The organism is Mesorhizobium sp. WSM4829 (assembly GCF_055811475.1).
This window is the reverse complement of record NZ_JBVVQJ010000012.1, coordinates 102,514-126,021: the sequence shown is the minus strand read 5'-3', so window position 1 is coordinate 126,021 and position 23,508 is coordinate 102,514. Positions and strand designations below refer to the sequence as shown.

General features: G+C 61.7%; 21 protein-coding genes and 2 tRNA genes. 13 read left to right on the top strand and 10 right to left on the bottom strand.

The genetic code is table 11. The features are described from left to right. Positions 1 to 73: 73 nt before the first annotated feature. Positions 74 to 1,738 (bottom strand): ABC transporter substrate-binding protein, encoded by a 1,665-nt coding sequence (locus AC0L17_RS14395; protein ID WP_473516311.1) that lies wholly within the window; start codon positions 1,736 to 1,738, stop codon positions 74 to 76. 313 nt (positions 1,739 to 2,051) lie between these two features. Between AC0L17_RS14395 and AC0L17_RS14390 the strand changes: the two genes are divergently transcribed. The 4 genes from AC0L17_RS14390 (at position 2,052) to AC0L17_RS14375 (ending at position 5,358) form a co-directional block, all read left to right on the top strand. Then, entirely contained in the window at positions 2,052 to 3,110 is a 1,059-nt protein-coding gene (locus tag AC0L17_RS14390; RefSeq protein ID WP_473516310.1) for an ABC transporter ATP-binding protein, read from the top strand. A 95-nt stretch (positions 3,111 to 3,205) separates the two neighbouring features. Continuing rightward, complete coding sequence (locus tag AC0L17_RS14385; RefSeq protein ID WP_473516309.1) at positions 3,206 to 3,658, top strand: RbsD/FucU family protein; 453 nt, start codon at positions 3,206 to 3,208, stop codon at positions 3,656 to 3,658. A 4-nt stretch (positions 3,659 to 3,662) separates the two neighbouring features. After that, positions 3,663 to 4,601 carry a ribokinase gene (rbsK, locus tag AC0L17_RS14380; RefSeq protein WP_473516308.1) on the top strand — a complete coding sequence of 313 codons (939 nt, stop codon included), beginning with the start codon at positions 3,663 to 3,665 and terminating at the stop codon, positions 4,599 to 4,601. Between the two features lie 274 nt (positions 4,602 to 4,875). Continuing rightward, entirely contained in the window at positions 4,876 to 5,358 is a 483-nt protein-coding gene (locus AC0L17_RS14375; RefSeq protein ID WP_473516307.1) for an EF-hand domain-containing protein, read from the top strand. 415 nt (positions 5,359 to 5,773) lie between these two features. On the opposite strand, the gene AC0L17_RS14370 is transcribed toward AC0L17_RS14375, so the two are convergent. Next, positions 5,774 to 6,559, bottom strand: coding sequence for an ion transporter (locus AC0L17_RS14370; protein WP_473516306.1), 786 nt, complete (start codon positions 6,557 to 6,559; stop codon positions 5,774 to 5,776). 772 nt (positions 6,560 to 7,331) lie between these two features. Beyond that, positions 7,332 to 7,526 (bottom strand): hypothetical protein, encoded by a 195-nt coding sequence (locus AC0L17_RS14365; RefSeq protein ID WP_473516305.1) that lies wholly within the window; start codon positions 7,524 to 7,526, stop codon positions 7,332 to 7,334. 168 nt (positions 7,527 to 7,694) lie between these two features. On the opposite strand from AC0L17_RS14365, the gene AC0L17_RS14360 reads away from it, so the two are divergent. Next, complete coding sequence (locus AC0L17_RS14360) at positions 7,695 to 8,801, top strand: flavodoxin family protein (protein WP_473516304.1); 1,107 nt, start codon at positions 7,695 to 7,697, stop codon at positions 8,799 to 8,801. 95 nt (positions 8,802 to 8,896) lie between these two features. Further along, positions 8,897 to 9,052 (top strand): hypothetical protein, encoded by a 156-nt coding sequence (locus tag AC0L17_RS14355; RefSeq protein ID WP_473516303.1) that lies wholly within the window; start codon positions 8,897 to 8,899, stop codon positions 9,050 to 9,052. 164 nt (positions 9,053 to 9,216) lie between these two features. On the opposite strand, the gene AC0L17_RS14350 is transcribed toward AC0L17_RS14355, so the two are convergent. Next, positions 9,217 to 9,293, bottom strand: a tRNA-Asp gene (locus AC0L17_RS14350). Between the two features lie 215 nt (positions 9,294 to 9,508). Here AC0L17_RS14350 and AC0L17_RS14345 point away from each other — a divergent pair. The 7 genes from AC0L17_RS14345 to nadE all read left to right on the top strand — a co-directional run bounded on the left by AC0L17_RS14345 (position 9,509) and on the right by nadE (position 16,909). Next, positions 9,509 to 9,584: transfer RNA gene (locus AC0L17_RS14345), tRNA-Val, on the top strand. 691 nt (positions 9,585 to 10,275) lie between these two features. Continuing rightward, entirely contained in the window at positions 10,276 to 10,818 is a 543-nt protein-coding gene (locus AC0L17_RS14340; protein ID WP_473516302.1) for a class I SAM-dependent methyltransferase, read from the top strand. A 509-nt stretch (positions 10,819 to 11,327) separates the two neighbouring features. Further along, a complete protein-coding gene (locus tag AC0L17_RS14335; RefSeq protein ID WP_473516301.1) occupies positions 11,328 to 11,798 on the top strand; it encodes a VOC family protein in 471 nt (156 codons plus the stop codon). Between the two features lie 327 nt (positions 11,799 to 12,125). Next, positions 12,126 to 14,063, top strand: coding sequence for an asparagine synthase (glutamine-hydrolyzing) (gene asnB, locus AC0L17_RS14330; protein WP_473516300.1), 1,938 nt, complete (start codon positions 12,126 to 12,128; stop codon positions 14,061 to 14,063). Between the two features lie 20 nt (positions 14,064 to 14,083). Beyond that, the gene (locus AC0L17_RS14325; RefSeq protein ID WP_091591461.1) at positions 14,084 to 14,341 is read left to right on the top strand and encodes an acyl carrier protein; all 258 of its coding nucleotides are present in this window, start codon (positions 14,084 to 14,086) and stop codon (positions 14,339 to 14,341) included. 22 nt (positions 14,342 to 14,363) lie between these two features. Further along, entirely contained in the window at positions 14,364 to 15,905 is a 1,542-nt protein-coding gene (locus tag AC0L17_RS14320) for a class I adenylate-forming enzyme family protein (protein ID WP_473516299.1), read from the top strand. Further along, positions 15,902 to 16,909, top strand: coding sequence for an NAD(+) synthase (gene nadE, locus AC0L17_RS14315; protein ID WP_473516298.1), 1,008 nt, complete (start codon positions 15,902 to 15,904; stop codon positions 16,907 to 16,909). The genes AC0L17_RS14320 and nadE overlap by 4 nt, the downstream gene beginning before the upstream one ends. A 32-nt stretch (positions 16,910 to 16,941) precedes the next feature. Here nadE and AC0L17_RS14310 read toward each other — a convergent pair whose 3' ends face one another. From AC0L17_RS14310 to AC0L17_RS14285, 6 genes are all read right to left on the bottom strand, one after another. Next, positions 16,942 to 18,051 (bottom strand): hypothetical protein, encoded by a 1,110-nt coding sequence (locus tag AC0L17_RS14310; RefSeq protein WP_473516297.1) that lies wholly within the window; start codon positions 18,049 to 18,051, stop codon positions 16,942 to 16,944. Positions 18,052 to 18,314: 263 nt separating this feature from the next. Beyond that, complete coding sequence (locus AC0L17_RS14305; RefSeq protein ID WP_473516296.1) at positions 18,315 to 19,100, bottom strand: SDR family NAD(P)-dependent oxidoreductase; 786 nt, start codon at positions 19,098 to 19,100, stop codon at positions 18,315 to 18,317. A gap of 13 nt (positions 19,101 to 19,113) precedes the next feature. Beyond that, positions 19,114 to 20,109 carry an ABC transporter permease gene (locus AC0L17_RS14300; protein ID WP_473516295.1) on the bottom strand — a complete coding sequence of 332 codons (996 nt, stop codon included), beginning with the start codon at positions 20,107 to 20,109 and terminating at the stop codon, positions 19,114 to 19,116. A 136-nt stretch (positions 20,110 to 20,245) separates the two neighbouring features. Further along, the gene (locus tag AC0L17_RS14295) at positions 20,246 to 21,286 is read right to left on the bottom strand and encodes a sugar ABC transporter substrate-binding protein (RefSeq protein WP_023798316.1); all 1,041 of its coding nucleotides are present in this window, start codon (positions 21,284 to 21,286) and stop codon (positions 20,246 to 20,248) included. A 40-nt stretch (positions 21,287 to 21,326) separates the two neighbouring features. After that, positions 21,327 to 22,091, bottom strand: coding sequence for an ATP-binding cassette domain-containing protein (locus AC0L17_RS14290; protein ID WP_473516294.1), 765 nt, complete (start codon positions 22,089 to 22,091; stop codon positions 21,327 to 21,329). Between the two features lie 38 nt (positions 22,092 to 22,129). Beyond that, the gene (locus AC0L17_RS14285; RefSeq protein WP_473516293.1) at positions 22,130 to 23,296 is read right to left on the bottom strand and encodes an ROK family transcriptional regulator; all 1,167 of its coding nucleotides are present in this window, start codon (positions 23,294 to 23,296) and stop codon (positions 22,130 to 22,132) included. Between the last annotated feature and the right edge of the window lie 212 nt (positions 23,297 to 23,508).

Below are 23,508 nucleotides of genomic sequence, written 5' to 3'. Positions count from 1 at the left end.
ATGACCGGCTGGCCGGTCAAACTGGGGTCCGGCGGCTTTGCGCCGCCGGATCACGGTTCACCACAGTCTCAGCCTACATGCCGAGCGAGGCCTTGTAGAGTTTGATCTGGTTTTCGCGGCCGATCTGGTCGGTCTGCTTCTCCCAGGCGGCTGCAATGGCGTCGGCGCCTTCCTGCGCCGTCATCTTGCCGGCGAATGTGTTGGCCAGGATGTCCTCGGCTGCGCTGTAATACTGGAAGATGCCGGGAATGCGCGGCTCGATCGCGGCGTTCGGATGGTTGTAGCTGTCGGCCTCCGACTTCAGATACGAGGTGATGAACGCCTCGTCGTAGCCGGCCGCCACCCATTCCGGAATGTCGAAATGCGAGTTGCGGTAGGGCTGGAATCCGGACGGATATGCCGCGCACCAGAGCGACAGGTCCTTGCCGCCAAGATGGGCCGCGGCGGACCAGGCCGCCTTCTTCTTCTTTTCGTCGCTGTCGACCCGTGCCATGACGTAGACGCCCCAGCCGAGATAGGCGCAGTTCGGCGCATAATTCGGGCCGCTGGCGAGCTTGTCCCACTGGCCGGTCTTGGAATTGTAGACGTCATCCGAGCCGGGCAGGATCGAGAAGCCGGTTACGTCGCCGACGACAGAACTGTCGTTGGTCTTGACGTTGGAACCGACGTCGCCCCACCAGGCGAGCATCGAACCGGTGCCGGCCAGGAACTGCTGGAAGGCGGTGGTGTTCGGGTCGGCGTTGATCTGGTCGGCAGGCTGCGAAGGTAGCGCGTCGATCACGTCCTGGATCGCCCGCACCCAGGCTGGATTGTTGATGCGCGGCTTCATCGTATCGGCATCGAACAGCCAGGCCTTGTCGTCGGGATGCTTGGCATAGGCGCTGGCGCGGCTGCCGAGGAAATAGAAGCCGAAGCCGCCCCAGGCCTTGGGCGCGTCGAGATAGCCAAAAACGTCCTGCCCCTGGAACTGCTTGCCCTTGAGGAATTTTGTCACCGCCTGCACCTGCTGCCAGGTCTTCGGCACGCCCCATTCACCGCCACCGCCGCCGTCCTTCCACGCCTTGGCGAGGTCGGCATCGGCAAACACGTCGGTGCGGTAGTTGAAATTGTGCGCGTCGCCGTCGACGGTCACGCGGTACTGCTTGCCGTCCCAGGTGCCGACCGGTGGCTGCAGATAGGCCACGACGTCCTTCATGTCGATCTGGTCCTTGACCCAGTCCGGCATTTCGGAGGTCAGGCCCTTGCCGCAGACGTCGCCTTCGAACGGCGCGCCCATCTCGATGATGTCGAAATCGACGGTGCCGGTGGCGATCGACTGCTGCAGGCGAGCGTTGTAGTCCGCCTGCGCCAGGTCGATCCAGTTGATCTTGGCGCCGGTATAGGTCTCCCACGGCTTCAGGAAGCCGCGAAACAGCACATTGTGCAGGTTCTGGTTGTTGAGCCCCATGAAGGTGAGCTGGACGCCGGCGAATTCGCCTTCCTTGACGCTGGCCTTGGTCGCCTCCAGGCAAAGCTCGCCGACCTGCTGGAAGTCGGCATCGGTCGGCTGGCCCTTGCCGACACCGGGGATCTGCAGGATCTGCGCGCGCAATTCGCTTGCCGCGGAAGCCGGGCGCGTCAGCGCGCCAAGCCCGGCGCCGGATGCCGCTGCGATCGCGGCCACGCTGGCCGCGCCCTTGAGGACATCGCGGCGCGTGGCTCCCGCGCGCATGAATTGGTTGTAAAGACTGACCTTCATTTCGTTCCTCCCAGAATCTCGTGATGATTGAGAATCTCAATGGCGATTCTCAATGGTGATTGTTCGGGTGTTTGGAGCGCTGGAAATGTTCCCCAACAACAGCGCCTCCTCAAGTTTTCCTCCCGCAACGCTTCGATTTCCGTGGTCCGGACCAGCGTGCCGGCGCGCCCGGAACAGGGTCGAAACCCGAGCCCGTTCACTATTCTCACAACCAGGTGCCGTGTCAAACGGGAACAGGGTTTTTTATCTATAAAAGACTGACTTGCCCTCGCCGTTTGCCTTGTTTAGCTTCACCGCAACGAAAGGGGGGCCGATGGCTCAAGTCGCGATCAGCAATGTGGCCAAGGCGTTCGGAACCGTCAAGGTCCTGCACGGTGTCAGCGTCGACATCGCCGACGGGCAGTTCGTGGTGCTGGTCGGCCCTTCGGGGTGCGGCAAGTCCACGCTGCTCAGGATGGTGGCGGGGCTGGAGACCGTTTCCGGCGGCACGATCGCCATCGGCGACCGTGTCGTCAACCATCTGCCGCCGGCCAAGCGCGACATCGCGATGGTGTTCCAGAATTACGCGCTCTATCCGCACAAGACGGTCGAGCAGAACATGGCCTTTGCGCTAAAACTGCGGAAGACCGATCCGGCCGATGTCGCCGAGCGGGTCAAGCGCGCCGCCGATATCCTTGACCTCAATCCCTATCTCAAGCGCTATCCGCGCCAGCTCTCGGGCGGCCAGCGCCAGCGCGTCGCCATGGGTCGCGCCATCGTGCGCAACCCGCAGGTGTTCTTGTTCGACGAGCCGCTATCGAATCTCGACGCCAAGCTGCGCGTCCAGATGCGCACCGAGATCAAGGAACTGCACCAGCGGCTGAAGACCACCACCATCTATGTCACGCACGACCAGATCGAGGCGATGACCATGGCCGACAAGATCGTCGTGATGCGCGACGGCCGCATCGAGCAGGTCGGCGCGCCGCTGGAACTGTTCGACCGTCCGGCCAATCTGTTCGTCGCCGGCTTCATCGGCTCGCCGTCGATGAACCTGCTCAAGGGCGTGGTGCGCAAGGGCGACAAGCCCATCGTCGAGATCGCAGGGACGCCGTTCCCGATGGCTGCGAGCAGCAAGGTGGAGGACGGGCGCAATGTCGTCTACGGCGTCCGGCCCGAGCATCTCGAAATCCACCCCGATGGTGTGCCGGCGAAGATTTCCGTCGTCGAGCCGACCGGTTCCGAAACGCTGGTGTTCCTGCGTTTCGGCGAGGGCGAGATGGTGGCGCTGTTCCGTGAACGTCACGACTTCAAGCCGGGCGACATGCTGCACCTGAAACCGCGGCTCGACCAGGTCCATCTCTTCGACGCAGAGACCGGCAATCGTCTCTAAAACACTTTGAATTACGCATGATCTTGTCCGAAAACCGACAACACTTCGGGATCATGCGCCAGGCTTGGCATCAAAAAGCCGTTCGGGAGGGAACTATGCTCAAAGGGATCAATCCGCTGCTCAATGCCGACGTGCTCCAGGCGTTGCGGGCGATGGGCCATGGCGACGATTTGATCATCGCCGACACCAACTTCCCCTCCGATTCGGTGGCCCGCCAGACGGTGCTCGGTCGGCTGCTGCGCATCGATGCGCCGGCGGCTGACGTGGTCAAGGCGGTGCTGTCGCTCTATCCGCTGGACACTTTCGTCGACGATGCCGCCGCCCGCATGGAGGTCGTCGGCAAGCCGGACGAGATCCCCGCCGTGCAGCAAGAAGTGCAAAGCGAGATCGATGCTGCGGAGGGCAAGGCCTGGCCGATGATTTCGGTCGAGCGCTACGCCTTCTACGAACGTGCCAAAAAGGCCTATTGCGTCATCCAGACCGGCGAGCGCCGCTTCTATGGCTGTTTCGCCTTCCGCAAGGGCGTCGTGCCGCCGGACGCGGAGTAGCGGGATGTCAGGCAAGCCTGTCATCAAGCCTGTCGTCATCTTGGGCGTCTTCGTCGCCGACACCGCCTACCGCGCTGCCCGCCAGCCGCGGATGGGCGAGACGATCCTCGGGACGTCCTTCACCCTCGGCCCTGGCGGCAAGGGCTCCAACCAGGCGGTCGCGGCCGGCCGTCTCGGCGCCGATATCACTTTCCTGACGCGCCTTGGCGTCGATGCCTTTGCCGATATGGCCAGGCAGACCTGGGCGCAGGCCGGGGTGAAGAGCGCCGTCATCGACACGCCGCAGAGTTATACGGGTGCGGCCTATATCTTCGTCGAGGAGACGAGTGGCAACAACGCCATCATCGTCAGCCCGGGTGCGGCCATGCTGATTTCGCCCGCCGACATCGAGGCTAACGCCGGACTGATCCGCGCGGCCGGCGTTTTCGTAACCCAGCTCGAGCAGCCGATCGAGGCGGCGATGCGGGCGCTGGAGATCGCGCGCGGGGCAGGGGTGACGACCATCCTCAACCCGGCGCCCGCGGCAAGCCTGCCTGAGCGCATCTACACGCTCTGCGACTATGTCACGCCCAACGAGACCGAGGCCGAGGAACTGACCGGCATCAAGGTGTCCTCCATCGACGACGCCCGCCGCGCCGCCGATCGTTTGCTCGAAAAAGGCGCCGGCGCGGTTATCGTGACGCTCGGCGAACAGGGCGCGCTGTTGCACACGGCCAGCCGCTCCGACCATGTCGGCGCGATCAAAGCCGGTCCCGTGGTCGAGACCACCGGCGCCGGCGACGCCTTCAATGGCGGCCTGGCCGCAGCACTTGCGAGAGGCGTGGACCCGCTGCAAGCGGTCCGCTTCGCCTGCGCCGTCGCCGGCATCTCGGTGACGCGACCCGGCACGGCGCCGTCGATGCCGACGCTGCAAGAGGTCGAGGCGCTGCTCGCCAGGGGCTGAGGCTGCTGATCTCCCCCCTTGAGGGGGAGATGTCGCCGAAGGCGACAGAGGGGGTCGTCTCACGTAATGCTCCAACCTCCACTGTCGCAAGAGAGAAGGCCGCGCCCGGTCGAACCGACCCCCTCTGCCCTGCCGGGCATCTCCCCCTCAAGGGGGGAGATTGGCCGTCATCGGCGCCTTGACCAATCACCAGCGTTGCGACGCGCCAGGAACCATGTCGGGAGCAGCGGGTTTGGCTTGGACGACATGTTCGGTCTCTCCGAAGGAGAATACGATGACATCAGCAAGCAAAACCACAGCAGTTGCCGCGGCGTTGGCTATGCTGGCCTCGCCGGCGCTATCCCAGACGAGCCCACCTGCCCCCGCCGCACCTGCACAAGGTTCACAGCCATCGCCAGGCGGGCCAACCGAAGACTCCATGCGCCAAACGATGCGTGAGATGATGACTGAGATGCTGGAGGAGAGAATGCCGGAGCATCGCCGCCCCCGAGCAGAACGGCGAGGTGGCGACCGTTGGCATCGTGATTTCCGACGGCATGACGGACGCCGAATGGGAGGCGGGATAATGCATGGCGCACGGATGCGAATGATGGTCGCCATAGTCGACGCCGACGGCGATGGTGCGCTTTCTCAAATTGAGGTTCAGGATTTTGTCGAGCGGATCTTCAACGCCGTCGACGAGGACGGCGACGACAGCGTCGACAGGGAGGAAATCCGATCCTTCTTCCACGGAGGTGCCGACGAAACGGGTGAATAAATCCGCAGGTGGAACCGCTGCAGGCGGTCCGCTTCGCCTGCGCGGCATTTCGGTGATTTGACGCGGCCGGGCCGTCGATGCCGACGCTGCAAGAGGGTTGCCCGCCAAGGGGTGAGCGCGCAGCGCCGGCGGCGCTCCCGACTTAGTCCATTCCGACCACGGTGACATATTAGCCACAGTGAATATGAATCGGCAAACCTGTCTTGCGTCTTTGGCATAGGTGTCCCGTAATGGGTCACAGGGTCTGGCACCGCAATTGCACGGTCAGCAATGCCGGGGGGGGGCAATTTTGACCTGGCAATCGGGGGGTAGTCTGCCCCGTCGCTTCGCAAATGGAGCGGCGGGCTCTCTCACGGCGCTACTCCATTAGAAGCCGGATAGGAACGGCCGTGTTTGCAAGGCTCGCGGAGGCGATCTAGCCGCGAACGCCGGACAATTCGCGAACCTCCGCCCGCAGCGCCTGTAATTCCGCCAGGATCATGGCCTGATCGCTGTGCAGCGTCGCCCTGTCGGCCGATTCCACGGCTTCATGCTCGGCCTCCATCGCCGAAACGATCACGCCGATGAACAGATTGAGCACGGTGAACGAGGTCGCGATGATGAACGGGATGAAGAACAGCCAGGCGGCCGGATAGACCTCCATGACCGGGCGCACCACGCCGTCCGACCAGCCTTCGAGAGTCATGACCTGGAAAAGCGTGAACAGCGATTTTGGTATGCCGCCGAACAGTTCGGGAAAGGACGAGCCGTAGAGCTTCGTCGCCATCACCGCGAAGACGTAGAACACCAGCCCGAGCAGCAGCATGATCGAGCCCATGCCGGGCAAGGCGGTGATGAAGCCGGTGACGACGCGGCGCAGCGACGGAACGATGCTGATCAGGCGCAGCACCCGCAGGATGCGCAGCGCCCGCAGCACCGAGAGCGAGCCGGTCGTGGGGATGAGCGCGAAACCGACGACGAAGAGGTCGAATATGCGCCATGGATCGCGGAAGAAATGCGTTCTGTAGACGACCAGCCGGATCGCGAGTTCGAGCACGAAGACGCCGAGGATCGCGCGGTCGATGGCCGTTAGAAGCGGGCCAAGGGCCGCAATCGCGTCGGGCGAGGTTTCGAGGCCGAGCGTGACGGCGTTGATCAGGATCAGGACCATGATCGCGAGGTCGAAGCGGCGCGATTCGATGAGCGATTTCAGGGCATCCAAGGCTTCTTCTCCGTTAGAGCATCGGACCCGAAAGTGGGGACCGGGCCTGGGAAAATCCAATGCTCAAACGCATATGGCCAGCTTGTGACGCACCGAATACAAAAGTTGAAACTCTCAGGAAACCGACGTCGAAACTTTTTGTAATTAAGGAACCTAGTTCCTCCGCACAGAGGACTTGGTTCTTCGACCGAGCCTGAAAGGGTTGTCGACGGTCCAGCAGCGCAATCTCCAACGTCTGCGATTAGCCGCAGGCCACCACACCTTCGTCATCCCAGGGCGGAGCAGGAGCGAAGCGACGTCGCGGAGACCCTGGGATCCATGCCGTTACCTCGGAGCGCTGCTGCGGTGCAGAACCTTTGATCGCGGAGCGAGGCGCCCCCCTCTGTCCTGCCGGACATCTCCCCCACTTGGGGGGAGATCGGCCGTCATTGCGGCTTTCGCCAATGTCCAACGTTGATGAACAGGCGCCGTCAGCGAAGCTGCCAATCTCCCCCCAAGTGGGGGAGATGTCCGGCAGGACAGAGGGGGGCGCGAAGGATCACTACAGATCAGCATTTATCCTGGTCCGCTGCATTCCTCGGCTGAGGTAACGGCATGGATCCCAGGGTCTGCGCGCGTCGCTTCGCTCCTTGCTTGCCCTGGGATGACGAAGTGGAGGGGTGTGTCGGCTAAGCTCCAACGTTTGCGATTCGCCAATGACGGGAATTTATTGACGTTCGCTGCCGATCGCCGATCTGCCAAAGTCACTGTGTCGAGTCTCTAGTGACAGCGTTCATTCGCGGCAGCGCGAAGGATTGCGTCGCTCGTCGGGACCAAAGATGCAGCGATCGTCTGCCAAATCGCCAGGAACCATGCGGGGGAGCAGCGGGTTTGGCTTGGGTGCCGACACGTTCGGTCCACCATTCTCCAAGGAGAATACGATGACATCAGCAAACAAGACCACAGCAATTGCCGCGGCTTTGGCCATGCTGGCTTCGCCGGCACAATCCCGGACGAGCTCACCTGCGCCCGCCGCACCTGCACCGAATCGTGGCTCAGAGCCAGCGCCGAGCGGGAGGTGCCGACGAACGGATGAATAAATCACTGCAAAGACTTGCGCGTTCCTGGACGAAAAATTCGGGAAAGGAATTCGGAAATGGCTGGTCTCGTTGGCAAGTTTGCCGGGAAAGCCCCGGCGCCTCGCAAGGGCATGGCTAGTGCCAGACTGAGTGAGAAAGCCTTCAAGGCGAGATACAAGCAGCAATTCGTCGACCCGGCGTTCGAACCGCTCGCCCAGTCGATTGAGCAAATCGCTTCGATCGCCTGGCAGGCTTATGCGGATTCCCGCAAGAGCCCGATCACGAGGAAAGCCGGTCCTGCGTTCAGCGACCCCGACTACGATCTGTCCGTCGATTGGATTGCGGCGCACGAAGCGGTGCTGCAGGCGCAGCGTCGGTACGAGGATCTAACGGTGCCGCCGCGTCTGTTGATCATCAACGGGTCGTCGCGCAGCGAGCACACCTGTCCCGGCGAGATGTCGAAGAGTTTCCGGCTCGCCGAAATCGCCCGTGAGACCATCGACAAGGAAACGAAACTTGCAGTCGAAATTCTCGATCTGTCGCGGCTTGCTTCCGAATACGGGAGGAACATCCATCCGTGCAAGGCGTGCTTTTCGACGGCCGCTCCGCTCTGCCATTGGCCCTGTTCCTGCTATCCCAACCATTCGCTTGGGCAAGTGCAGGACTGGATGAACGAAATCTACCCGATGTGGGTCGCCGCCCATGGCGTCATGATCATCTCGCCGGTGAATTGGTATCAGGTTTCCTCGCCTGTCAAACTGATGATGGACAGGCTTGTCTGCGCTGACGGTGGCAATCCAGACCCCTCGTTGACACAAGGCAAGGATGCGGCAAAGGCAAAGCAGGTAGAACTGGCCGGGTGGGACTATCCGCGTCATCTGGCAGGCAGGCTGTTTTCTGTGATCGTGCACGGCGATGTCGAAGGTGCGGAGAATGTGCGGCATTCCATCGCTGACTGGCTGCGCTTCATGAAGTTGTCGCCGGCAGGCCCGAGCGCCGAGCTTGACCGCTACATCGGCTACTGGAAGCCGTACGCTACAAGCCATGATGAACTCGATGCCGACGAGACAATCCAGGAAGAAGTTCGCAATGCCGCCCGCTCGCTCGCCGAAGCGGTCGTCGAACGTCGGGCGGGCCGTTTCCGTCAGATCGGCATCGGCCTGGAAGACCCGCGGCAAAAATAGCGATCCCGATCACCGAAGCCCGGAGTCCCCGAATTCTGCACGGAAGCCAGTCCGAGCTTGGTCGGCGAACGTGCCGAGCATCGGCTCACGGAGCGTTGAGAAAATGCTCTTATGAAAGCCGCGAGCGCCGCGCCGAGCTGGATCTGCAGATCAGCCTGCTCAACGAGCATGAGACCACGCGGCTGATCGAAACCGCCCTGACGGAGCGTTTGAAGGTTCCGACGCCGGCAGATGACGAACTGCCCCGATAGCTCAGAACGTCGATCCGCAAGCGGTGATGAGCCAGATCGAACAGGTTTCTGAAAATCAGGCCAAGCGCTGAAATTTATCGGGCGCCAAGGTCGACCCGAATATCTGAATTGCCGGTCCGGCATTCAGAGTTTTTTACATTTCCAATCAGCTAAGTGATTGAAAATGGCGCGAGTGACGGGGCTCGAACCCGCGACCTCCGGCGTGACAGGCCGGCACTCTAACCAACTGAGCTACACCCGCGCAAGACGAGCACGGTTAGCCGTGTTCGTCGTTGGGGCGGTGGATAAGGCGTAAGCCACCGGGTGTCAAGCGGAGCGCGACAGCATAACAGCAAACAGCAGAAGGTTTTTTGACAAGCCGGATTTTGCCGCCGAAAACGACCAGCGGCGAGGCCGTTGCGCGCTCATTTGGCCTTGCGAACCCGGTCCTAACTGCTTAAAGGTCCGCCCCGGAGCGGGCGATTAGCTCAGTTGGTAGAGCGCTTCGTTTACACCGAAGATGTCGGCGGTTCGAGCCCGTCATCGCCCACCAAATTTCTTAAGGAAATTCACAATAGGTACCAGCTTCCAGTTCCCGGTGACCTCGGCAACCGCCACCGATATAAGCCTTGAAATGGTGGCGATGGTCCAGCGTACTTGTTCGAATGGGCCTCAATCGCCGATGGCGGTGTACTCGCCGAGCATATCGAATTTCCCGCACGGTCGTCGTTGATATAAAAACCGACACTGCCGTTGCCGAAGGACAGAATCCAGACGAGCGGGTCGTCGCCGTAAGAGCCGGACAGACCGTCCTCATACTGTTCCGTCGCGGTGAAACTCAAAGGTCCCCTTCCATCGGGATATCCGCCCGACAGAGGACTTTGGAGGCATCCACGCGGTCGGCGGCAATGAAGCGGACGTTGTAGGTCTTCCCTTTCCCCCTTCTCGATCTCAAGCCAGCACTGGGCTTGCGGGCACTCCATGCTGTACTCGCCGACATAGGGGTCGCGGCCGGCGGCGTGGATGGTCGCAAGGCCTGCCGACATGGAAAGAGAACGGCAGCCGCCGAGAGTTTCCAGCGGCGCATGTCAGTAAACCTTTGCAGTATTGTCGAAGGCTAGACAGCCCGATGCGCCAATCCGAATTCTAGGAACAACGCTGGCTTGCGCGCTCACATTGTTGAGTGCTATCGAAGCCAGATGCTTAATCGGATTTGGATTTTCGGACGTGGCCGGACGACAGTCTTGCGCAAGCACGTTAATCGCTGCCTGAAGGATTTTTGCTCACCGCTGGGGGCAAAAACGGTTCTCAATGTCGGCGCGAAGCCAAACCACAGAGACAAGGAAGGCCGAGCTTACGAAGACTATTTCCCCGGCGCGGATTTCAGAACCTTGGACTTGGCCCCGCATGATGACCCCCGCCATATCCACGGGGACTTAATGAATCTTCCGGCAGATGCCGGAACCTACGATTTGGTAATCGCGAACTCGGTCATCGAACACATCGACAGGCCGTGGGTTGCCGCTCCGAACATAACCGGCCTCGTTCGGCCGGGCGGCCACCTTTTCATCGCTATGCCCTGGTTCTACCCTGTTCATGAAGGCCCGTATTTTGGCGACCATTGGCGGGCCACCCCTTCCGGGATGCGCTTTCTTTTTGAGGACATGAAAGAGATCAGGCACGACTTTTCGCCATCCAGTATCCTTGCGGTTTGGGACCGTAAGAAATATTGGAATGAGACGAACAGCACATCTGCCGGCTTTTGCATGCTGATGAGGCGGGAATAGCTTGTCTGGGAGACCTACAGTCAGTCTCTTCGCCAAAATTCGACGTGGGTATAAATTTCAATCTCGGAATAGCCTGCCGCCGCACCCAAATCATCCGTTCCTCAGGTGCTGGTGCAACGGTGTTCCACCCTATAAGCTTTTCCAGTCACGACGGGACACGCACCTATGCTTGTAACGGTAACGCCAGCGCCATTGCTGGCGTAGCCCGCAGTCCCGACTGCCGCCACGGCCCCGTCTGTAACGTTGTAAAGCCGGCTCTTATGCTGGTCTGCAAGGGCGGGAGCATTGTTTACACCGAAGGTGTCGGCGGTTCGAGCGCGTCATCGCCCACCATGTTTTCTCAAGGGTTTGAGGTTTTCCGGTTCAGCAGCCGCCACGAAACCCGTATCGAACAGCCGCTTTGCGGACCGAATCGGCCCGTTCGCGTTCAGTGATGTACCGCGGCTCCAGGTCGCCCGGTTCAACGCGAGATGGTATGTTCGTCATATTATCGGCAAGGGAGGTTCGGCATGCCTGTAACGGTTGGTGCGCACCATCTGACGCTTTTCACACACGACATGGACCGTTTCATTCGCTTTTATGAAGAAATCTTCGACGCGGAAACGAAGTTCGATCTGTCCGAGCCCGGTCCCGGTGGCGGCACTCTTCGTCACTCACTAATCGACGTTGGAGGTGGCTTTGCCCTTCATCCGTTCCAAATGCCGGAACCAACGGGGTATGAAGATGGGTCGATGCAGATGGGCAAGAGAGGTCACATAGATCATCTTGCGCTGAAGGTACACGATGAAGACTGCTTGCAGGAAGTCAGGCGACGTCTGGTGAAGGCCGGCGCTTCGGATGGGACCATTACAGATTTCGGCGCTGTCCGTCTTGTGACCTTCAAGGACCCGGATGGAATGGAGGGCGAGGTCGCGCGGTGGACCGATAGCAAACGCGTGCTCGGCTTTGAAGAACGCAAGCGGGAGCTTTGGCCAGACTGATCGCGAGGGCCGCGTTGGGCTGATCCTGCCTCACACCTGCTCTCCAGTCATCGGCCTGTACTGTGCTATCAGCTACCTCCGATGAGGACTGGAGTCGCTGCGCAAGTCGGTCATGCGGGGCAACGCTGTCGCGCGCCGCCGTTGCTCGAACAAAAAATTGCGTTTCGCGTTGAAATATACTTCTCTATCCGGGAAGAGGTAATAGAACAAAAAAGTACCTTGTCTTTTAATTGTTGTTAACCATGCGTTGGCCGAACTTATCCGGTTAACGCTTGAGCCAGCTTTCACGGTTATGTTCCGTACCTCACCGATGTATGAGTCGTAGCAATGTGCGGATTCGGGGGCTATTTCGGTTCGATCCGGGATGCGGAAGCTTTGCTTGCGCGGATGACAGCTGCGATCGCCCATCGTGGGCCGGATGAGCAAGGGAAATTTATGACAGCCGACGCTGGGCTCGGCCATGCGCGGCTGTCGGTGATCGGCATCGGCGATGGCCAGCAGCCGATGTCCGACGCGTCAGGCAATTTGACGATTGCGTTCAACGGCGAGATTTTCAACTACCTGGAACTGCGCGAAGGGCTTTTAGCCAAGGGCCGGCGCTTTCGCACGTCGAGCGACACCGAGGTCATCCTGCAGCTGTATGACGAGATGGGCGAAGACTGCCTGTCGCTTCTGAACGGCGATTTCGCCTTCGCGATATGGGATAACAGGCGCCGACGCATGGTGCTTGCCCGAGACCGGATGGGTGTCCGGCCGCTTTTCTACACGAACAGGGACGGCGTGCTGTACTTCGCGTCGGAGATCAAGGCGCTGCTGAAGGTTCCTGGCGTCTCGGCCGAGATCGATCCGATCGCACTCGACCAGGTCTTTACGCTGTGGGCGCCGATTGCTCCCCGCACGGCTTTCCGCAATATCCACGAGCTGGAGCCGGCAAGCGTGATGATCGCGACACCGGAGCAAGTCACGATCAAGCGCTATTGGCACCTCGACTATCCGCATCGGGACGCGCCCTCGAAGCTCACCAACGAGGACGATGCGGCCGAGGAACTGCAGGCGCTGTTGAGCGATGCGGTGAGGCTTCGCATGCGCGCCGACGTGCCGGTCGGCTCTTATCTTTCGGGCGGGCTCGATTCATCCCTGGTCTCGACGCTTGCTGCCGGCATGACCCCTCTCCAGCTGCAGACATTTTCGGTGACGTTCGACAGCGCCGAACACGACGAAAGCGCTTTCCAGATCGAGATGGCGTCAGCAATTGGCTCCCGGCACCGAACCATTGCCTGCCAGGCCGGCGATATCGCCGGCGTCTTCCCCGAAGTCATCCGCTTTGCCGAGCGGCCGATCATCCGCACCGCACCGGCCCCGCTCTACCAGTTGTCCGGCCTCGTTCGCCAGGCTGGCCTGAAAGTGGTGCTGACCGGCGAGGGCGCCGACGAGGTTTTTGCCGGCTACGATATTTTTAGGGAAGCGCGTGTGCGTCGGTTCTGCGCACGGCAGCCGGCATCGCGCATCAGGCCGCAGCTGTTCCGCAGGCTTTATCCCTATCTGCCAGGCCTGCAGCAGCAGTCCGTGGAGTATTTGGCGGCGTTCTTCGGCGCCGGCAACGCTGCACTCGACGATCCGCTGTTCTCGCATCGGCCGCGCTTCAAGACCACGGCGGCGGCGAAGATTTTCTTTTCCGGCGACCTGCGCGCGATGTTGAAGGGCTATGATGCGGCCGAGGAACTGGTCAGCCGGTTGCCCCAGGCTTTTTCGCTATGGCACCCGCTGCATCAGGCGCAATATCTCGAAAGCCGCTTCCTGCTGCCGGGCTATATCCTGTCCAGCCAAGGCGATCGGATGGCCATGGCGCATGGGATCGAAGGACGGTTTCCCTATCTCGACCATCGCCTGGTGGAATTTGCCGGAAAACTTCCGCCTGACATGAAGCTGAAGGGACTGGTCGAAAAGCACATATTGCGCAAAGCGGCGGGGCATCTGCTTCCCAGCGCGATCGGGGAGCGTGCCAAGCAGCCCTACCGGGCGCCGGAAGCCCGCTCCTTCGTTGGAGCCGGCGAACTGGACTATGTGCGTGATTGCTTAAGTGAAGCGAACATCGCTGCCGGCGGACTGTTCAACGCCAAGGCGGTGGCCAGCCTTCATGAGAAATGCCGCACGCAGCCAGCGTCGGGATTCCGCGACAACGCTGCCTTCGTCGGCATCCTGTCGACGCAGCTGTGGCAGAAGAATTTCACCGGCCAAGAAGCCAGTGCAGCAAGAGCAGCTTGAGGAATCCAGGGAAGGGAAAAATGATGATAACAATCAAGGACAAGGTCAGAGCCTTTATCGTCGACAATTTCTTGTTCGGCGACACGTCTTACGAACTTGCAGATACAGCCTCGCTGATCGAGAACGACATCATCGACTCGACCGCCGTGGTCGAACTCGTGGCGTTCATCGAGGATACCTTCGGCATTGCGATGGTCGATTCCGACATCGTGCCGGCTAATCTGGATTCGATTGACCGTATTTCGTCCTTCATCAAGGCGAAAGCGCCGGCAGTCTAGGCGCGATCGGCGAGGAGCGTCCGTGCGGATCGAACATTTTCTGGCCGCGAATGCCGCTGCCCAACCTGCCAAGACGGCATTGATCACCGGGCATAAAAGGCTGAGCTACGAAGAATTTTACGATCTCTCGAGCCGCCTTGCCGCTGCGCTTTTCGCGAACGGCGTCAGGCGCAACGACCGGGTCGTCGTTTTCATGGACAATTGCTGGGAGATCGCGGTTTCGATTTTCGCCGTGCTCAAGGCAGGGGCGACCTTCATCCCGGTCAACCCATCGACCAAGGCCGACAAGCTTGCCTACATCCTTGCCGACTGCGACGCTGCGGCGATCCTCACCCAGGCAAAACTGATGCCCGTGGTCACTGAAGCCTGCGGCGGCAACACCGGCATCTTCGTGGCTTCTACAGTAGGCGCCGATGGCCAATGCCCGGTGGGGGCTGCATCGCTGGCCGACTGTCTGACGCTTGAAGCCGGAGAGATCGACCACCGCGGCATCGACGTCGATCTGGCGATGTTGATCTACACGTCGGGCTCAACCGGCCGGCCCAAGGGCGTGATGATGACGCACCGCAATTGCGACGCGGCCTCGGACTCCATCACCACCTATCTGCGCAACACGTCCGACGACATCATTTTGAATGTGCTTCCGCTCGCCTTCGACTATGGCCTTTATCAGTTGCTGATGGCCGTCAGGCTCGGCGCCACGCTCGTGCTCGAAAAGTCCTTCGCCTTTCCTCAGGCGATCTTTGAGCGTATCCGCGAGGAGGGCGTCACCGGTCTTCCGCTGGTGCCGACGATGGCAGCGATGATCCTGCAGATGCGTGACCTGGAGCCGGGCTTCCTGCCCAGCGTTCGCTATATTTCCAACACGGCGGCGGCCTTGCCGCCGGCCCATATCGAACGCCTGCGCTGCCTTTTCCCCGGTGTCAGGCTGTATTCGATGTATGGCCAGACCGAATGCAAGCGCTGCACCTATCTGCCGCCCGAGGAACTCGACCGCCGGCCGGGATCAGTCGGCATAGCCATTCCGAACACCGAAGTGTTTGTCGTCGACGACCACGGGCAACGCGTGCCACCAGGTGTGGCGGGTGAGCTGGTCATTCGCGGACCGCACGTCATGCAGGGGTATTGGCGCAACGAAGCTGCGACCGAACGAGCGCTGCGACCGGGCCCGAACCCTTGGGAGAAGGTCCTCTACACCGGCGACCTGTTCAGGACCGATGAGGACGGCTTTCTCTACTTCGTCGGCCGCAAGGACGACATCATAAAGACGCGGGGAGAGAAGGTGGCGCCGAAGGAAGTGGAAGCCGTGCTTCACGGCCATCCGGGCATCGCCGAGGCCGTTGTCGTCGGTGTGCCGGATCCGCTGCTCGGGCATGCGATCGGCGCGCTCGTCATACGCTCGGACCCGACGCTCAGCGAAAAGGAAGTCATGCGCCACTGCGCCCGTCATCTCGAGGATTTCATGGTGCCCAAAATCATAGAGTTCCGCCTGGAATTGCCGAAGACGGATACGGGCAAGGTCAGCCGCCGGCTTGCGTCGGAGATGATGGAGGCCGCGCAATGAGCGTTCGCCCCGGCGATGACGCGCCGACCATTCTGGCGCAGGCCCTGGCGATCGACCCCGGCGCCGAAACGGACAGGATCGTGACCGCCTTGCGCCAGCAGTTGCGCGGCATTCGCAAGCGCGGCCTCGTGCTCGGTCTTTCCGGCGGGATCGATTCCAGCGTTTCGGTGGCGTTGGCGGCGCGCGCCGTCGGGCCTCAGAATGTACTGTGCCTGTTCATGCCGGAAAACGATTCCGATCCGGAAAGTCTGCGGCTCGGCCGCCTTGTCGCCGGCACTTTCGGTGTCGATTCTATTGTGGAGGATATTGGGCCGATCCTGCGCGCCATGGGCTGCTATCAGCGTCGCGACGCCTTCATCCGCGAACTGGTCCCGGACTACGGCGAAGGCTGGGCCTCGAAGATCGTGATTGCGAACGCCCTCGAGCATGAGGGCTACAATATTTCGTCGCTGGTGGTGCAGGATCCCAAGGGGAAGCAGACCAAAATAAGAATGCCGCTGCCGGTCTATCTCGGCATCGTCGCCGCCACCAACATGAAACAGCGCACCCGCAAGCAGATCGAATATTTTCATGCCGACCGCCTGAACTTCGCCGTTCTAGGAACGCCCAACCGGCTGGAATACGATCAGGGCTTCTTCGTCAAGAACGGTGACGGCGCGGCGGACGTCAAGCCGATCGCGCACCTCTATAAAACGCAGGTCTATGCGCTCGCGGCCCATCTCGGCGTGCCCGAGGAAATCCGCAATCGGCCGCCGACCACCGATACCTACTCGCTGGCGCAGACGCAGGAGGAGTTCTACTTCTCGCTTCCCTATGACCGCATGGATCTTTGCCTTTGCGGCCTCAACAACGGCGTGGTGGCCGAAGTGGTGGGGCAGGCGGCAGGACTGGAAGCCTCGCAGGTGGAACGCGTCTGGGCCGACATCGCCGCCAAACGCAAGGCGACGCGCTACCTGCACCTGCGCCCGCAACTCGTTGATGAGGTCGAGGAAGTCAGTGCCTGAGCTGGCTCTCGATCCAGGTCACGCGAAGCGCTTCAGGTGAAGTGACCCAGCCGGCTCCACTGCTCGCCCGCAAGCCCATTCAGAAAAGCTTGCGAGTTCTTCATGGCATCCAGAAGCTCTGGATCGCGTGAATGCACCACGGTCGAGGCAACGGTCAGGAAAGCGATGCGTCGCCCAAGCATTGCTTCCAGAAGTGCAGGTTGAATGCGTCCGCGCAGGCCGCTGACGCCGCGTACGGCGGCATCATCGATCAGGCAGTCGATCACCGAACCCGCCTGGCCGGGGAGGGCGAGGATCTGCAGCACGCGGCCGATTCCGCCCGCCCGCGCGTGATAGGCGAATGCGCCGACATTGGTGCCGACCGGCGATGCCACGGAAACGTAGACAAGCTCGCCTAGATCCGGCCTTTGTGCCGCATCGGTCAGTATATGATCAAGCTGGCCTTCCGCCCAACTCGGGCGCAGGGCGAACTGGGCGGTCAACGGTTCGACGAGCCTGGCAAATGCGTCGCTGTCGATTTGCGATGTCCGAAAAGCCCCATGACCTGCCCCGTCCGCCGCCACACCGGACCAGCGTCGTTCGCTGGACTTCATTCGCCTGCAATAAAACCGGTCGATTGCATGCGCAAACGGATTGAGCATTCGGACAGATTTCATGCGACTGGCGGAAAGGCTGAGCACAAAGCTCGACGGCCGCATCACGCGCACCCAGTCGAGACTATATTGCGGCAGGACAACGCCGCGCAGCCGGGTCCACAATTTTGCGGAAATATCATTGGCGGTCTCGCTGAACGAGATATCCTGCGGGCCATCCAGATAAGCCTTCAACAAGCGGGCGCCGGCCATCGGGTCGCGCTCATGATCCTCGACCATCAGCGAGCTGCAGATGGCGGCGCGTAATTGCCGGCCGTTGAATTGCATCGGCAACACGTGAACGCCGACGAACCCGGAGACGTCGCCGGCGTCGTTGACATGGACAAGCGAGCGGAGATCGCCTCCGCAACCGGGCGCCTCCAGATAAAACCGTCTCATATAGTCGATGAGCGCGGCCGGCGCTTCGGTCCGCTCCTTGCGCAGCACGCGTTGAAACATGCCTGCGACTGCCGGAACATCGGCACTTTCCAGGGCGCGAATGACGCTCAAGCCCGGCTCCCGGCACCGGAGTCCCCGCGTTTCCAGACCATGGCAAGGCCCGGCTCCCCATTGGCCATCGCCGCGAACGGCAACTGCCCGCAGCTATGCAATCTACAATTGCACTCGCTCCGGTGGTGGTCGAAAGGAGAGCTGTAACGCGGCGGCAAGGCAGACCCTTTGCTTGATCATGAAACGAGCGTCGTTGCTGTTACCAGCTTCGGGTAAACCGATGTTGAAGTATTGGACGGCGAATCGAGTTTATCGGGCGCGGATCATGGCGGAAGCAGGCGGAAGTCCTTGCCTTCGGGCAGCAACTGCCCGCCATCGACGATGATGGTGGTGCCGGTAATGTAGCTGGCGTCGTCCGAAGCCAGGAACAGGAAGGCATTGGCCACGTCGCGCGGGCTGCCGAGGCGGCCGAGCGGGATGGAGTCCTCCATGTTCTTGATATAGGCGGCGCCGCGATGCAGCTGGATGGCTTCGGTGAGGATGTTGCCGGGCTCGACGCCGTTGACGGCGATGCCGTAGCCCGAGAATTCGAGAGCGGCCGAACGGATCAGGCCGTTGATGCCGGCCTTGGTCGCCGAATAGTGGCCGTGACCGGGGCTGGTGACGTGCGGGCCGGTGATCGAGGAAGTGAACAGCATGCGGCCAAAGTGCTGCGCCTTCATCGGAGCGAGCGCGGCACGGGCGGCATTGAAGCTGCCGCGCAAATTGACCGCCATGACACGGTCCCAGTCCTCCGGGCTGGTGTTTTCCAGCAACTGCCAGGGATAGATGCCGGCATTCTGAACCATGATGTCGAGACGGCCGTGATGGTCGAGCGCCAGCGCAACAGCGGCCTCGGCATCGGCCATCTGCGAGATATCGGTGCGGATGAAGGCAGCGCCGACTTCGTCCGCGGCCGCTTGCCCGGCCTCGACCTCGGTATCCGCCAGCACCAGCTTGGCGCCTTCTTCGGCAAAGCGCTGTGCGATGCCCTTGCCGATGCCGCGGGCGCCGCCGACGATCAGCGCGACCTTGTCCGAAAGTCTTCCGATCTGTGGACGCCCGGTCATGCCAGCCCCCCTCTCATGCCAGTCTTTGGCGGATCGTTTGCTTGAACGCGTCGAGCAGCACGGCGGCAAGCACCAGCAGGCCGTGGATCACCTGGGTGAAGTTGGCCGGCAGGCCCATGAGGTTGATTGCGGTGTTGATGGCCGACAGCAACAGCACGCCGGCATAGACGCCGGGCAGGGTGCCGACGCCGCCCTTCAGGCTGACACCGCCGATGACGACGGCGGCGAAGGCGTTGAACAGCAGGCCGACGCCGAGATTGGCGGTGGCGCCGGAGGTGCGGATTGCCAGCACCCAGCCGGCAAGGCCGGCGATGGCGCCGGCGAGAACGAAGGCGATGACGAGGTTGCGGTTGACGCGGATGCCGGCGCGGAAGGTTGCGGTCTCGTTGCCGCCGATCATGATCAGGTGCCTGCCGAAGGGGGTCTTGGCCATGATCAGCGAGAAGACCACGAAACACGCAATCGCGATCCAGGCGGTGAGCGGCAGGCCAAGCAGGCGCTGAATGCCGAACCAGCGGATTGCCGGCGCAAGGTCTTGTGCCGAGCGGCCGCCGGAAATGACCAGCACGAGGCCGCGCACCCAGATGTAGGACGCCAGCGTGATGATGAAGGCGCTCATCTTCACCTTGACGACCAGGTAGCCGTTGACGGCGCCGATGATGCTGCCGACAGCAAGGGCGATCAGCAGCGAAACCGGAACCATCAGCCATTCCGGGTGCAATTGAACGCCAAGGCCGATACCCGCCGAGCAGAACAGGATGCCGACCGCCATGGCACTGAGCGCCGCCACGGATTCGACCGACAGGTCCATGTGACCGGTGATGATGACCAGCGCCAGGCCGATCGACATGACGCCAAGCACGCTCGACGCCTCGATGATGTTGGCGAAGATGCCGAGCTGGAAATAGTTCGGAATGGAGATGGAGAAGACCACCAGCACGACGACCAGCATGAACCAGACGAGGTTGTCGAGGACGAATTCGAGGGCGTGGCGCGTGCGGGGTGACATGTGCTGATCCGGCTGGCGCATCGATTCTCGGAAAGGATCACGCGCGGATTGGAAAAATTGCTGCAGCTTGCTCTGCGCGTCCGTTCGAACGCCCAGGGCTCCGGGCCAGCGCGGCCCGAAGCCTTGGGCGACTTTGCTATTCGACCGGCTTCACGGTGCCCGAGGGCGGCTTCATGTTGCCCCAGAAGGCCGGGTTGTCGACGTTTTCCTTGGTGATCGCAGCGCCGGGGATCTTGATGTTCGGTCCCCAGGCTTCAATCGTCACGGCCGACTTCAGGCCGAGCACATCGTACTCGCCCGGCTTGATCTCCTGCTTGTTGACGACCTTGTCCATGAACATGGCGACGGCGGCGGCCTGAGCGTAGAGCGGCTGCTCGACTTCGACGTTGAGCCAGCCCTTGCGGATCAGGTCGAGGCCGACCGGCGCACCGTTCGAGCTCATCAGCATGACGTCGCCCGGCTTCTTGCCGGCGGCCTCGAGCGAGGCGACGGCAGCGACCGAGAGATGGGCGGCGTGGCTGAAGATCAGGTCGATATCAGGGTTGGCGAGCATCTGGTCGTTGACGATGGTTCCGGCTGCATCCGCCGCCCATTGCATGGCAGGCACCGAGATGATCTTGACGTCCGGGAACGCCTTCATCTTCTCCTCGAAACCCTTCTGGATATCGAGCGTGTAGGGGTCGCCAGGATCGCCGAGCACCTGGAGGATCTTGCCTTTCACCGATCCGTGCTTCGCCTTCAAGAGTTTTTCGGCCTGGTCGGCGGCAATCTGGCCGATCTCGACCGTTCCCGCCACCGAGGTGAAATCGGATGGCGTCGAGGTGATCTGGCGATCGAACTCGACAACCGGGATGCCGGCGGCGCGGGCGGCCTCGATCGACGGCTTCAACGCATTGAAATCGACGGCGGCGAGAATGATCGCCGACGGCTTGAGCGCAATCACGTCGTTCATCTGCGATTGCTGAGCGTCGGTCTTGTTGTCGGCGTTCAGCGTCTTCATCTCGTAGCCGACCTGCTTCAGGAACATCTCCAGAGCGCTCACCGAGCCGGTCTGGAATTCATCGAGCAATGTCGGCACCAGGTAGTAGACGGTGCCCTTGGACTGGGCGAATGCCGGCGTGAGCGTGGCAAAGGCCAGTGCCAGGATACCGAAGACGGAAAGAAGTATTTTCTTCATGTCGTTCGCTCCTCTTGCGCCGGACCCCTCATTTTGTCCCTCAGCCTGCCGGTCCGGCACCGGCGAGCGTCTCTCCGGTGATCATGTCGATCACCGCGTCGGGACTTGTCTTGTTGCGCGCGACATCGCCGGCCACGACGCCTTGCCGGATCACCACGATCCGGTCGGCGACCTGGAAGGCCTGCTGCATGATATGGGTGATGATGACGACGCCGATGCCTTGCCTCGCCACCTGGCGGATCATGTCGAGGCCGCGCCGCGTCTGCTCGACACCGAGTGCTGCGAACGGCTCGTCGAGAAGCACGAGCTTGCCGCCAAAATGCACGAATCGATTGAGTTCGATGGCCTGCCGCTGGCCGCCCGAGAGATGCTCGACATTGGTTCTGAGCGAAGGGATGCGGGTGCCGGCGCTGGCCAAGGCCTTTTCGACCACCTGCTCCATGGCCGGTTCGTCGAGCACGGGAACGCCAAGGAATTTCCTGGTGATCTCGCGGCCCATGAAGAAATTGGCCACCACGTCGACATTGGTGCAAAGCGAGAGGTCCTGGTAGACGGTCTCGATTCCAGCCGCCTTGGCCTCGGCGGGAGATTTGGCGAGGAATTCCTTGCCCTCGAACAGCATGCGGCCGGAGGTCGGCTCCAGGCCGCCGGCGATGATCTTGACCAGCGTCGATTTGCCGGCGCCATTGTCGCCCAGAAGCGCCACCACCTCACCCTTGCCGATCGAGAAGCTGATGCCCTTGAGCGCTTCGATCGCGCCAAAATTCTTGGTGACATTGTCGAGCACCAGCAGGAGTTGGCTCATGCCAGGCTGAGCTCCGCTCATGCCGGGCTGAGCTCCGCTCATGCCGCGATCCCCTTGCCTTGCAGTATATCTCGCCCGCGTTCGCGCTCGGCGGTGAATATCTGGCCGAAGCGCGGCGAAAGCACGCCTGAGACGGCAAGTGCGGCGGCCCCGCGCAGCACAGCATGCTGGCCGCCGCGTGCGACGGTGACACGCGGCGCCGTGCGGTCGTTTCGCGCCGAGATCGAGTTGGGAAGCCTGGCAACCGAACCGGCCAGCCGTTCAAGCAGATCGGTGGACGCCAGTCCGCCGAGGATGATGGTTTCGGGATCGAACAGGTTCTCGACGATGGTGATGGCGTTGCGGAAGATCGGCCCGACTTCATCAACCCAATCGGCGTCGCTGATGTTCCGGCGCCGCAGCGCCTCGAGCGAGAGGTATCGTTCGAGGCAGCCGCGATTGCCGCAGGGGCACGGCTCGCCACCCGGCACGACAGGGATGTGTCCGATCTCGCCGGCGTTTCCCCAGGCCCCGCGCAACGCGCTTCCGTCATGGACCATGACGCCGCCAAGACCGACACCGAAATAGAGATAGTAGTATTCGGAATATCCCGTCCCGAGGCCATAGAGGCGCTCGCCCATTGCCGCGGCCGCCATATCGGTCTCAAAAAACGCGGGCAGCCCGGTCGAGGCCTCCAGCCGTTCCCGAAGCGCCACGTCCTTCCAGCCGGTCATCGTCGTCGGGCCGATAAAGCTCATCGACTCAACGCCGAAAGGGCCGGGCAGCGCCATGCCGATGCCGAGAACGCGACCGCCCGGCCGCAGTCCGGTCAATTCAAGCACCATCGCGCCGATCAGATCGAAGGCATGGTCGGGCGTCGCGTTGGGGGCCTCGCGGGTGGCGCTCTCGATCACGTCTCCGCTCAAGTTGATCAGCGCCGCATTGATACCCAGCGGAGTGACGTGGATGCCGACGGCATAGCCGCCCTCCGGGTTGATCCGCAGGGTCGCCGGAGGCAGCCCGCGCCCCCGCGGCTCTTCGCGCATCGACAGGACGTAGCCGTGTTCTTCCAACTCGCGAACGATGGTCGAGACCGTTTGAACGGTGAGCCCGACCCGCTTGGCAATGTCGCCGCGGGCGATCGGACCGTGAAGGCGGATGGATTCGAGGACGATGCGCCTGTTGTAAGGCCGCCCAAACTCCTGATTGGTCCCCCGCAGTGCCATGTCTTGCATCCCTGGGAGACAAGAGGTTCGCACCAAACATTTATTCAGTCAAATGGAATTCAAAAAGAAATGACTGGTGTGAAGTGCGGGGCGGAACGGCGAAGCTGCGGATCTCCCCCCTTGCGGGGGAGATGGCCGGCAGGCCAGGGGGGGGAAGGATCGCCAACTTTCGAGTTAGTCGCCCTAACCGCCAAGCCAATTCAAGAACGCGG